Origin of the sequence: Mycetohabitans endofungorum, assembly GCF_002927045.1 — a bacterium.
In the GTDB taxonomy this organism is placed as follows: domain Bacteria; phylum Pseudomonadota; class Gammaproteobacteria; order Burkholderiales; family Burkholderiaceae; genus Mycetohabitans; species Mycetohabitans endofungorum.
The window spans coordinates 1-12437 of sequence record NZ_PRDW01000029.1 but is presented as its reverse complement, the minus strand read 5'-3'; the positions used below and the strand labels follow the sequence as shown (position 1 = coordinate 12437).

General features: G+C 54.5%; 6 protein-coding genes and 2 pseudogenes. 2 read left to right on the top strand and 6 right to left on the bottom strand.

Going from position 1 to position 12437, the window contains the following annotated elements; translation table 11 throughout:
- The 3 genes from B0O95_RS14780 to B0O95_RS16975 form a co-directional block, all read right to left on the bottom strand.
- A partial coding sequence (locus B0O95_RS14780; protein ID WP_146064107.1) for a non-ribosomal peptide synthetase occupies positions 1-6148 on the bottom strand: 6148 nt, incomplete at its 3' end.
- A gap of 337 nt (positions 6149-6485) precedes the next feature.
- Complete coding sequence (locus B0O95_RS14770; RefSeq protein ID WP_233203438.1) at positions 6486-8045, bottom strand: hypothetical protein; 1560 nt, start codon at positions 8043-8045, stop codon at positions 6486-6488.
- A gap of 179 nt (positions 8046-8224) precedes the next feature.
- Positions 8225-8347, bottom strand: a complete 123-nt coding sequence (locus B0O95_RS16975) for a hypothetical protein (RefSeq protein WP_255779361.1) — start codon at positions 8345-8347, stop codon at positions 8225-8227.
- A gap of 1166 nt (positions 8348-9513) precedes the next feature.
- Between B0O95_RS16975 and B0O95_RS16805 the strand changes: the two are divergent.
- Both B0O95_RS16805 and B0O95_RS17085 read left to right on the top strand, forming a co-directional pair.
- Positions 9514-9757 (top strand): annotated as a pseudogene (locus B0O95_RS16805) (IS66 family transposase); the annotation flags it as partial.
- Between the two features lie 101 nt (positions 9758-9858).
- A pseudogene (locus B0O95_RS17085) lies at positions 9859-9927 on the top strand (hypothetical protein); the annotation flags it as partial.
- A 313-nt stretch (positions 9928-10240) separates the two neighbouring features.
- On the opposite strand, the gene B0O95_RS16800 reads toward B0O95_RS17085, so the two are convergent.
- The 3 genes from B0O95_RS16800 to waaC all read right to left on the bottom strand — a co-directional run bounded on the left by B0O95_RS16800 (position 10241) and on the right by waaC (position 12375).
- Positions 10241-10480, bottom strand: a complete 240-nt coding sequence (locus B0O95_RS16800; RefSeq protein ID WP_233203436.1) for a hypothetical protein — start codon at positions 10478-10480, stop codon at positions 10241-10243.
- A gap of 352 nt (positions 10481-10832) precedes the next feature.
- Positions 10833-11066: a type II toxin-antitoxin system Phd/YefM family antitoxin gene (locus B0O95_RS14755; RefSeq protein ID WP_104078531.1), complete on the bottom strand. Its 234-nt coding sequence runs from the start codon at positions 11064-11066 to the stop codon at positions 10833-10835.
- A 301-nt stretch (positions 11067-11367) separates the two neighbouring features.
- The gene (gene waaC / locus B0O95_RS14750; RefSeq protein WP_104078533.1) at positions 11368-12375 is read right to left on the bottom strand and encodes a lipopolysaccharide heptosyltransferase I; all 1008 of its coding nucleotides are present in this window, start codon (positions 12373-12375) and stop codon (positions 11368-11370) included.
- Between the last annotated feature and the right edge of the window lie 62 nt (positions 12376-12437).

Below are 12437 nucleotides of genomic sequence, written 5' to 3'. Positions count from 1 at the left end.
CGCCGAGTTCAAGCACCCGCCGTGGCTTGAGCGCTAGAATGCGCGCAACAGCCGCCGCGCGCCATGCTTGCATATCCGTCAGCGGAATCGGTTGATCATCGTAGCTGCTATTCCAACCGCTAAAGTTCTCGCCAAAGGCATGCCCTTCAGTCTGGCTATAGTGAGCGTCGTAAATGTTTTGCCATTCGTCAACCTGCCGCGCTTCAGCGGCCTGGTTGCGCTGCGTCGCCCCCTTGTTCAGGACAACATAGCCCACCAGCTGTTTGTGATCGGCGTGGTCTTCACGCGCGATAACCGCCGCCTGCGCCACAGCCGGGTGACGGCACAGCACGGTCTCAATCTCGCCAAGCTCGATGCGAAAACCGCGCAGCTTAACTTGCTGGTCGACGCGACCGAGAAAGTCAAGTATGCCATCTGAGCGCCAGCGCACCAGATCGCCCGTACGATACATACGTGCACCGGTACGGTCAAACGGATTGGCAACGAAGCGCTCAGCCGTCAGCCCTGCGCGGTTCAGGTAGCCACGCGCCAGTCCCGCGCCGGCAATGTACAGTTCACCCGGCACGCCAGCGGGAACGGGCTGCAGTTGCGTATCCAGCACATACACTTGCGTGTTGCGAACGGGACGACCAATGGGTGATACGGTCTCGGTCAGCGTTGGACTCGGCAACAGGCTGCCCAACACCGTGCATGCCGTCGTCTCAGTAGGGCCATAGGCGTTGGCCATCTGTCGCCCTGGGGACCAGCGTTCTACAAGCGGAGGCGGGCACGCTTCGCCCGCCATGATTAGATGCGAGCAAGAAGCCAAACTCTCGGCCGGTTGTGCCGCCAAGACGCTGGGCGGTAATGACGCATGGGTGACACCCTGCTGCGAAATAAGGGCCGCGAGCGCTTCTCCCGGCAACAAATGCTCCGCACGAGCCAACACTAACGTCGCGCCTGAGAGCAACGCCATGCACAGGTCCCACAGCGCAAGATCGAAGTTAAGCGACGCAAATTGCAGCACACGACTGTGCGCAGTCAAGCCAAGCTGCTCAATTTGACTGGCGCTCAGGCTCGGAATACCAACATGGGTGACAATAACGCCCTTGGGCTTGCCGGTGGAGCCTGACGTATAGATAAGATAAGCGGGATGCTCAGGCCGCAACGGTTGACAGCGTGTGGCATCGCACGGCGCGATATCCGATAGACATGCCAGTTGTGCGACGACAGCCGCATCGTCCAAGCAAAGCCGCTGGGTGCTTGCGTCGGGCAAGCGCTCGGCGGTCAACGTATCGGTGATGATCAGCCGAGGCTTGGCATCAGCCAACATAAAAGCGAGCCGATCTGGCGGATAATCTGGATCCAGCGGTAGATAGGCTGCGCCCGCCTTTAAGATGGCAAGTAGCGCGATGACCATCTGTGGCGAACGGGGCAGCGCCAAGGCGACAATATCTTCGGGACCAATGGCCTCGGCAATCAAGTAATGCGCAAGACGGTTGGCCTCGATATCGAGCTCAGCGTAGCTGATCCGTTGCTCTTCGAAGGCCAGTGCGATCGCGTCAGGCGCTTTGGCCACCTGGGCCTCAAACAACGCTGGCAGCGTCGTGGCAGATACAGGTTGTGCGGTGCTGTTCCAATCAACTAATAGCTGCTGCCGCTCCGCCGTATCCAACAGTTCGATTTGCTCGATCGGCTGTGCGGGATCGCTAGCAATTGCCGCAAGCAAGCGAGTGAAGCGCTGTGCGAGCCGCACAACTGTATCGTGATCGAATAGATCCGTGGCGTATTCAATAAACCAGGTCATCCCTTGCGCGCTGCCATTCGCGCTGGGTGTTTCATAAAAATTGAAGAAAAGATCGAACTTCGCGGTATGGATGTCGACGGGTTCCGGCGCAACGCGCAGCCCCGGTAAATCGAAAGGCCTCACTGCGGCATTTTGTAGTGCCAGCGCCACCTGAAATAACGCGTGGTGCGCGGTTGAGCGCACCGGATTGAGCAACTCGACCAGACGCTCGAACGGCGCATCTTGATGCGCATATGCGGCCAGGCAGTTTTCACGTACCTGCTCAAGCAACGCACTGAAACTCGGGTTACCTGAGGTGTCGGTGCGTAACACCCACATGTTGACAAAGAAACCAATCAAATCTTCCAGTGTTTCATCGGTACGCCCAGCGATGGCGCTGCCTACTGGAATATCGGTGCCCGCACCCAAGCGAGTCAACAGGCTGGCCAGCGCAGCTTGCAACACCATGAATAAGCTGGCTTCATGCTCACGCGCCAGCGTTTGCAATTTGCCATGCAATACCGGGTCAATCTGCATCGGCAAACAAGCACCACGATAGCTGGCAACGGGCGGACGGGGACGATCGGCAGGCAGTGTCAGTTGCTCGGGCAAGTCTGCCAGCCTCGCTTGCCAGTACGCAAACTGGCTCGCGATGACGCTATTGGGGTCGTCCTCGCTCCCAAGCAACGCCTGCTGCCACAACGTATAGTCCGCGTATTGCACGGGCAGCTGCGCCCAGGTTGGGGCTTGTCCGTGAAGCCGGGCGGCATAAGCCTGGCCCAAATCGCGCGCCAGTGGTGCAAGGGACCATCCATCTCCCGCGATATGATGCAGCAATAGCAGCAGCACGTGCTCCTGCGCGTTAAGACGGAACAACCAAGCACGCAGTGGGACCTCGCTAGACAGATCAAAACAATATGCCGCCGCCCGCTCCAGTGCCTGCGGCAGCATATCGTTTGCCACGTTGGCGATTTCCAATGTGCATGAAGCCGATTCGACGGGCAGGATGTTTTGTGCAGCGACACCATCGGTTTCGGCGAAAACAGTGCGCAAGCTTTCATGGCGGGCCAACAAGTCATTCAGTGCCGCTTGCAATGCATCTATATTCAATGCGCCGGATAAGCGCAGCGGTAATGGGATGTTATAGGTTGCACTGGGTCCTTCAAATTTGTGGATAAACCACAGCCGGCGCTGCGCAAAAGACAGCGGTAGCACATTGGGACGCTGCAATGGGCGTAGCGACGGTCGCGCGGTCGTGCATTCTTGCGCGAGGCGCTGCGCCAACCTTGCAACAGTAGGCACTTCGAATAATGTTCGAATCGCCAGTTCGAGGTTAAAAGTTGTGCGAATACGACTGATCAAACGCGTGGCCAGCAGCGAATGCCCACCCAAGTCGAAGAAGTTGTCATCGACGCCCACCCGAGGCAAGCCGAGCACTTCGGCGAACAACTCGGCCAGTGTTTGCTCCTGCGAGGTGCGTGGCGCGCGGTAGTGGTCCGAGACAAATTCTGGTGCAGGCAGCGCTTTTTGGTCCAGCTTTCCATTGGGCGTCAACGGTAGTGCCGCGAGCCGCATGATGGTCGCAGGCACCATGTAATCGGGTAACTGCTGCGCCAAATACTGGCGCAATTCGGCCGGCTCCAATTCGTCTGCGTGCTGCGCATTGGCTACAACATAACCCACCAGTTGTTTGTGTCCGGGGCGATCTTCACGGACAATGACCGCCGCTTGCGCCACACTTGGGTGGCAGCATAGCGCCGTCTCGATCTCGCCAGGCTCGATCCGAAAGCCACGAATCTTGATCTGCTGATCGGCGCGGCCCACAAAGTCCAGCGTGCCGTCTGCACGCCAGCGTGCCAGATCGCCCGTGCGGTACATCCTGGTCCCCGTGCAACTAAACGGATTTGCCACGAAGCGTTCAGCTGTCAACCCTGGGCGATCAAGATAGCCTCTGGCTACCCCGGTGCCGGCAATGTACAGCTCACCGGGCACGCCAATAGGCACCGGACGCAACCCCGCATCTAAAACGTAGGCTTGCGCGTTATCCAGCGGCGTGCCAATGGGAATGGAAGCCTGCGTCGTGAACGGCGCCTGCATCGAATGGAAGGTTGAGAATACCGTGGCCTCAGTTGGGCCGTAGCCATTGGCGACACAGAGAGTGGGACAATGTTCGAATACCCGCTGTACCGCAGCTGGTGAGACAATATCGCCTCCTGCCACCAGCTGACGCACACTGCCGAGATAGCTAAAGTCATCACCTTCGGCCATTAGATGAAATAGCCCTGCGGTCAGCCAAAGCGCATTGACCTGGTGGCATACGATGACTTCTTGTAAAGTTCTTGCGTCAAATTCGCCAGGCGGCACAACGATGACCTGCCCGCCAGTCAACAACGGCGTCCACAACTCATACGTAGATGCGTCGAAAGCATGTGGCGAATGTAGTAGCACCCGACCTCGGGCATTTGCCAAGCGTTCGTTTAAGGCCAGATTCAATACATTGCGATGGGTAACGCCAATTCTCTTGGGTTCCCCTGTGGAGCCCGATGTGTACATCGAATACGCTAATTGCTCGGGCATACAAACCACGGCCGGGTTATGGCTTGGCTCACCCTCAAGCAAAGAATCGGCGTCGATGACGATGATGCGGGCGTCGAACTCGCTGCATCTCTTTTTCAAAGCACGATCGGTGAGTACCATTGGCGCGTGGCTTTCTGTCAGCGAAGAACGCAGCCGACTATCGGGCCATTGCTCATGCAGTGGCATATAAGCGCCGCCGGCTTTTATTACGGCCAAGGTCGCAATGACCCGTTCAGGCGTGCGTTGCATTAGAATTGCAACCGGCGTTTCTGGCTTGACACCTTGCTGAATCAGTCGATGCGCGAGACGATTGGCCCGTACATTGACCTCAGCATAATTAATCGTTTGATCTTCAAAAGCCAGCGCAATCGCATCCGGTGTTTTAGCCACCTGGGCTTCAAACAGAGCCGGTAGCGTCGTTTCAGGCATAGGGTGAGCAGTGTCATTCCATTCAACCAGCAACTGCTGTCGCTCCGTAGCGTCAAGCAAATCGACGCATCCTATCGATTGCTTAGGATTAGCGGAGAGAACATTGACCAATTTTAAGAAACGATCTTGATGTAATTTTAGATCTTCAATTGTATAAAGCGCTGGGTTTGCATCAAAATCAATTCTTATTTGGTCATTATGAGGCAAATCATAAAAAGCTATTGATAAATCCCCAACCGGACCATTAAAAATATAACTAGTGCTAGAGGTATGCGACCCAAAATAAAGAATATAGTCAAATAGCGTAAAGTTGATTGTAGGGCCCAACGTTCGTTGTTTCTGTGCCAGCCCCCACCTTTGCCTTATCAATTCAGTTTGATAACTTTGATGACGAAGTCCCTGCTGAATTTCTTTTTTTACCTGTCTAACCAATGAAGACAGACTTATATCCGGCTGCACGGCAAGTCTTATTGGAAGCTCATTAACCGCTGTGCCGGGCACGTACTTATCTGCTTCTGGTCGGCTTGCGACTGGAAAACCCAACACTACCTCTTGCGCACCAGTTAATCGATAAATATACGCAGCCATTGTGGCCGTAATAAGTTGCGCAAGGTAACTCGCCTCAGTATTGCTGGTACAATGCTTATATAGATCCGCTTTATCAATATGGATTGACTGACGCAAACAATGAATGGAAGCCGTTGCTTCCCGTCCAGCAAGCGTTGTAGGTTCGGGCAAAATGGCGCAATGCTTTAGCCAATACTTTTGGTCTCGCTTAAATTGAGTACAGGCACGGTAATGTGCTTCACTTTGTAATAGTAGCGAGGCCGAACCAAAAGAGCAGTCGCTGGCTGTCGCGCCATTGATGAGAGCGCTGTACACATGCGCCACACGTTGTGCAATCAGCATGAGCCCGACTTCATCTAGTAAAATCCGATGACAGCGCTGATACCAAATAAATCGGTTAGGTGCAGTTTTGAAGAGAGCGTAGCCGAAAAGCGGGCCATGTAGGATATCCACTGGCCGCTCATAATCGGCTTTCATCCAAGTGTCGGCAGCTGCCTGTGGATTTTCTTGCCCACTAGCATCGACCAAGGGTAAAGACCAATGTGGTGAACCCACAAACTGCCAAAGGCCGTCGCTATTTTTAATAAACTGAAGACGTAAATTATCGACCTCCCCAACCACCTGCCGCAAAGCAGTTTCAAACAATGCCGGGTCAATGGCGCCATAAATTTCCGTACATTGGGCAACGTTATAGCATGGGCTCTCTAGATGGAGCTGCTGAGCTAACCAAATTTCGGTTTGCGCAGCAGATAAAGGAAGCGTCACTGAATCAACGCAATCTTCTTCACGCAAATTGAAATGCTTCTTCATTCCTTAACGCTCCAAAAAGATGCCTATATCCATTGCTGGCGGCAATGCACTTAGCCTATTCGCCCTTTGCAACTCACCCAGTCACTGGTGTTAACATCACGCTTTCTTCAAGACGACAATGCGCTCAACATTTGCCCCCTCAATTGACGCAACACATCGAATACCCTGGTAATTCTATAAGCTTGTGCCAATTCCTATAAGTTTGCGCTAATTTTTTCGTCAATATCGGGTTTGTAAAATATAGCCTTACTCTTTACCAAACATATCGATCCAATATAATTTTCACTCCAACGTCTTAGGCAAGTCCGGTCAAAAGCAAAAGACACATAAATCCGCTTTAATGTGTACGGTGCTTCTTCCGCCGTTTTTGAGCGCGTTGCTGTACGTCAACATACATCGTCTTGACAGCACTAGCTGTTCTGTGCGCCATATATTCATCGAACCCACCCTCTGTAAGCAATGGCAGCGGAGCGGGGAAAGGTCTTCCACGTACAGCGAGGTAAAGCGGCGCGATAGGATCGCGTTGATGGACTTCGCGAAATCGATGAGCACTCGCGGCTGCATTAATAGAGCCTGAGATTGATGAAGTTGGTTCTTCTTCTTCAGGTGCGACACCAATTTGTGTCTTAATGAATTGGATATGCTCATCTCTCCAGAGACGCACATGATGATGTAAATAAATCAGGCCGCGCATTACCCTCACCTGCCAACCATCACGCTGGCTATTGATAAGAGCCATCGCTAACTTCAGCATGGCGTCATCATCCCTCGCAATATCCTCGTTCAGGCCGCTTAGCCGCAGTCTAAAAGCTCGTACTAGCAGCGGATAGACGGTACCGAAAAGCCCTTTGCGTAAATTGGCCGAATGAGATCCGCTCGTGATCCCCAGCGCAGGACGAATATCAGAATAGGCTTTTGGACTCAAAGTGCGTAGAATTGGCTTAATATTGTCATTTACCACCATGAGCAATCGGTGACAGATGTCAATTGCTGCGCTGATATTTTTTCCATTCGCCTCATCATTATCCAGCATCAGTGTAATACATGAGCAGCCTAACTGATTAACCACTTGCGTTAATATTTCACTAATTTGGTGATAGGCACGAAACTGCATCAGATAAGTGCTGCTCTTCAAATCAACCGAGTCGACCGCGCTTCGAATATCATCGTCCCGGACAACCTGTCGGTAAAATGCCGCATCATCTTGCCCGGGCAGCCTGAACACGCCGGGTAGACGTGCATCATTAAAAATAGAAAGCCAAATAAGCTCTGTATTTCGATTGATATATTCACTGAAATACACATACCTTTTGGGATCGTCTATGTCTTTTGTTGCAATGTCGCTGTCCGATTCCATCCCATGCGTACGCATGAAATGGTGCAACAAGCCTACGCTATGACGATAAGCCGTCAAACCTTCGGAAACACTTAGGCTCAGATGCTCACCGTCGAGCGAACCATCATCCATTTCGACAAGCGCTTGTGAGAGCTGAACCAGTGTGTCTTGAAAGCAGGCTGACCACTTAGCTTTTACCGATGCTTGTCCATAACGCTCACAATCAAGGTCCTGAACCATGCGTTCGGAGAGAACAGCAAGGTTATGCAAACAAACTTCGGCCCCTCGATAGATAGCAACAATAGCTGCAGCATAAGGAATAGATTGCGGCGCTTGATCTACCGCCTTCTCTAAATAAGATATTCCATGTAAAAGATCATAGCTCGCCAATACAGCGGCGCCATCTATTTCAGGATACGTCTTAAACGCCTGAACCCGTTCGACGATATCTTTATCATCGAGGGACTGCGCATAAAGCTTTCGTCGTGCATCCAGATCTGTGCGAGGAAGGCTGCTTTCGCTTTCGTTGAATGCTTTAATTTCATCCAAAATCTCACGCACTGAAGCGTTCTCTACTAGGTTCCCGGTTTCCATCATTACCTCGCATGGGTTACAGGTATCTCTCGACTATTTTCACTGAATGCAATCTTTTTCCATCTAAGTATGCATCTGACAATAGCACCGCTGAACTGCTGCATGCATAACAACGTGGCCGCCGTTGCCATAGTGTCCGGCCGGCGCTAGACGAGCCGGACTTTGAAAACATCCGCCGCGCCTGCCTCCAATGCCTGCGCAACCCGATACAGCTGCGTCAGATAAGCGACCAGCGAGGCCCGTGACTCGATCGTGCTGGATTGAGCCAAAGTAGGTTGCTTAAAAGAACAGGTTAACCTGACGTAGCTTTAAGGACAGTCGTCACCATCCCGCATGATGGAACATGCGTGATCGCTCCGTACTACACAAGACAGCTTGAGAATGGGATCGGTGGAAAAAGTCCGAGAACAGGATGGACAGAAAAAACAGTTGCACCGCACAGGGACGGCGCCATTCGATACAAGCTGGGGTACTTCTTCATAGTTGTTCCCTCCAGACATCGTTTTATTCATCAGGAATGGCTATTGCAAAGCCCTGTCCGCTGACAAATCACCTCATCGTTTGGCCACTGACTCATGACATGCCCAATCATCGTGTCTAGCTGCCATGTATCGCTCACGATGAATGAGGTGGTACTGACTATAAAGCATCAGCCTCGAAGCACTCAAGCACTTCATCCTTGCTTAAACCGACAAATGGTGGCAAAAAAATGACGAAGCGCTAACTGCGACAAACTGCAGTGGTCGATCCGCTACAGCTTAGGATGGCACAAAATACCGCCGATGCGCTGCATTTTTGCAGATTTGAATGCTTTAGCAGTGGTATCGCAACTTATCAACACGCGTCCAAACATCAGCTCACGGTCGCTCATTCCCGGCTCGCCCAATCGTGCAGCATGGCACGATATTGGCATCTTTTCATCAGCATCCGGTATGACACTGCAAAACTATTGTCATGTTCAGCGCCAATGACCTTGCCGCTCTTTCACCGCACGCAAACCCGGCTGCACGCCGGACATCACCGCGATTGCGTGACGCCAAGCAGCTCGATCACCCCGCCCCGGCTGCCCGCTAATCGCCATCCGCCTGCGCTACAATCATCTAGCTGCCGCTATGTGACGCTTCGATGTTTAGCCCGACATCGGACTAGTGTCGCTGTTTTGGTAAGGTGGCCGATTATCCAGTTACAACGCTGGGTTAGACCGCGCAACGGTAATTACCTTCGTACGGCATGCAACAAAACCATCGTCACTCTGCTGCTCGGTACCAGTATCATGGCCGCTAAGCTACGCGGTGCGTGCGTATTCCACGTGAAAACCACCATCGATCCTACGGAAAGGCGACCGGAGATTCCATAGAAAAGCGACCAGCAACCGGAGCGCTGGGGATGCGAGGATAACAGCGGCACGCTCGACGATTTGGTTCAGAGGCGCCCAATGCCGAATAAGAAATATGCCGTTGAGCGCAAAATTCGCGGCCAAACACCGGACGTACGACTATCGGTCCGTCAGCAACGTTGCGCGCCTTCGCTCCTCAGCCTGAAGGTCTGGCTGGAACACACGCTGTCTCAAGTCTCGGTTAAGTCTGGCCTGGCCAAGGCGATCAAATACTTGCTGACGCACTGGCGAACGCTCGCGCGGTACTGTGAAGACGGACAACAACACCGCCGAACGAGCCATCCGATCGCTTGCGCTCGGTAGGCGCAACTATCTGTTCACAGGCTCCGACGCAGGAGGCCACAGTGCGGCGGTGGTCTATAGCTTGACCGGAACGGCGTCGAGCCATTTGCCTACCTGCTCGCAGTGTTCGAGCGCGCTGCCGGTCATCCCAGCAACCGCATCTACGAGTGACTTTCATGGCGCTTGATACCGACGGAGCACGTCGAGCAGCAAGCCGCATAAGCGCGAATCCGATGGCGCAGGCCCGAAAACTGCCTTACGTTCAACCAATTCGTCGGCTCCCGACTATGTGCTACGCGTCGAGCTGCAGCACATCAAACCTGGTTATTGAGTTTCAGTCCGACCCGTAAATGGATATCGTAGAACACTTCCGCTATGCTGGGCCATTGCTGCCGTCAAGCAAACGCATCGCACGCTGCCATACCTGCTTGAACAGTGCGTCGTTCAACCGCGATGCTTCATCGAGCAGCCCGAGCGCTGCTAGTTAGCGCTGCGCGGGCAGCACGCGCTCAAGGGCGGGTTCGAGCAGCGAAAGCTCATGTACATGTTGATCTGGCGGTAGCAGCATCGTTAACGCACCCGGTAGGTAGCGTAACGCGCTGCCTAATTGATGCTCCGGCAGTGACAGCGTCAAATGCCGCAGATGAGCGAGGTACACTGGTCTTTGTGCCTCTGGCAGCATCGATACCCGATCGGCGCGCCCCGATGCGACGCTGGCAGGCATTGCATCCATTGGAACAGTGTTTCGTATAATTGTCTTATCAACGACCGTCGCGCTCTCAACATCATAACGATAAGCATAATGTTTGGAGGACGGGGAAGATAATGAGAATGCGCCTAGTACTTCGGCTAATGCCGTTATCAGTTCCGCCTGCCAGACGCGTCCAATGCGGGAAGCCGACCTAGAAGCGCCCGATATTCGCTTTCAATCTGCGGGGCGTCAAGCTATAAGTTTGACGGCGGTGTACGGCCGTAGATTGGTAACATCGATGCGACGGCGCCCCAAGTGCTGCCCTGCTCACTCAGGGCGTCGTCACCGTTTGTCCACCAGACTAGCGCGTGCGTATCGAGAACGATCACTGAGCCGCCGACCACTCAACGTCAACTGGTTCGGTCGGGTCGTCGTAACGGACAACGGAGCCGCGCAAAACGTCGAGGGAATTCCGCTCATGATTGCGGTACGGTCGGACCTCCAACGTCGGCTTGCCGTGATCGGTCACGACGACACTCTCGCCAGACGCTTCGACTTGGCGGAAAAATTCAAGCGCCTTCGCCTTGAATTCGGACTTCGAAACTTGGTTGGCTTCCATCGATGCGCTTAAAGTCACACGACCATAGGCATTGTCATTGTTATAGCGTGAAATGACTATCTATCCAAGTCATTTTGGTGCCACTCGTAAACGCCGCTTCGGCGGTTCGTGGGCCGACTCACCGTTGCGGGGCCATCGGGCAACGCGACATAATCCAGCTGACATGCTCAAGGAGCAACTGAACGGTCTCGATCGAATGGCCCTGCGCCGCTAGTAATCTGCTCACCCGTGACAGGTCCATTGCCCGGCGTATCAACGAGGGCCGCGCGTCGGCATGGGCCACCATACGGCGTCGGCACGGTCAAGCTGCCTCATGCCGGAACGGGATTATCACCGGACACGACTTCACAGCCACGATCGGTTCGACGTGAGGCCCCGCGGAAATGGCGCTTGCCACCCCGGGCGGGTACACCGAGTCGATTGCAGCCAGTACATCGCGCACGGCTGGCGAGCGCCCTTCGTCGCCGACTGATATGGCGCGACCCGGTATGTCGATGCCGAAATGCGAACGCGAAGTCGCGGTGAAGATCATCACGGTCGGCTTGCCGAGCGCATAGGCAAGATGCACGAATCCGCTGTCCATGCCAACCACGAGTTCAGATGCGTCGATCAGCTGCGCGCACTCTGTCACCGTGAGCTTGGGCAATACCTGAGCCTGCGGCACACCCGCGGCGATCCGGCAGGCTTCGTCGTGTTCCCGTTCCGAACCCCATGGCAATACGACCTGCAGGCCTCGCGCCGTCAAGGCCTGAGCCACGCCGATCCAATGTCCGGCCGGCCACTTTTTTGCATCGGCCGATGTCGCGTGGAACAGCATGGCGCGCCGCGCCGGCTCACCGGTCACCGATCGCGGCAACGCGGGCGGCAGCTTCAGGCCGAAATGCGGGCGTTCATCGATCGAATAGCCAAGTGCATCGCTGACACTGCGGCGCATCGCATACCAGGCGTTGGACGCAATTCGCCGATCAAACCGGTCAGTGTACGCGAATGCCGCACCTGCCTCGCCGAGGTTCTCGCGGCAGTAGCCATAACGCCGTCGCGAACGGGCGATGAATGCAATGATCGCGCTGTAGACACCGTGAATATCGAGCACCAGATCATAGCGCTCGCTGCGCAGCGTGCGAATCGACGCGACGATCGCCCGCAGATCATCCAGGTTGCGCGCTTTCTTGAAGCGTCGCAGCGACGCGCACAACACGCGGTCGACGCCCGGATTCCAGTGAACCACCTCGGCAAACGCCTCATCCGCCGCCCAATCGATCCGGGCCTCAGGAAAAGCGCGCCGATCACGTAGCCGGCCAGTTGCCATGCGAACGCTGACGCCAACGTCGCCGCACGCGTGAGCACCGCGTCGATGCGGCGATCCAATGC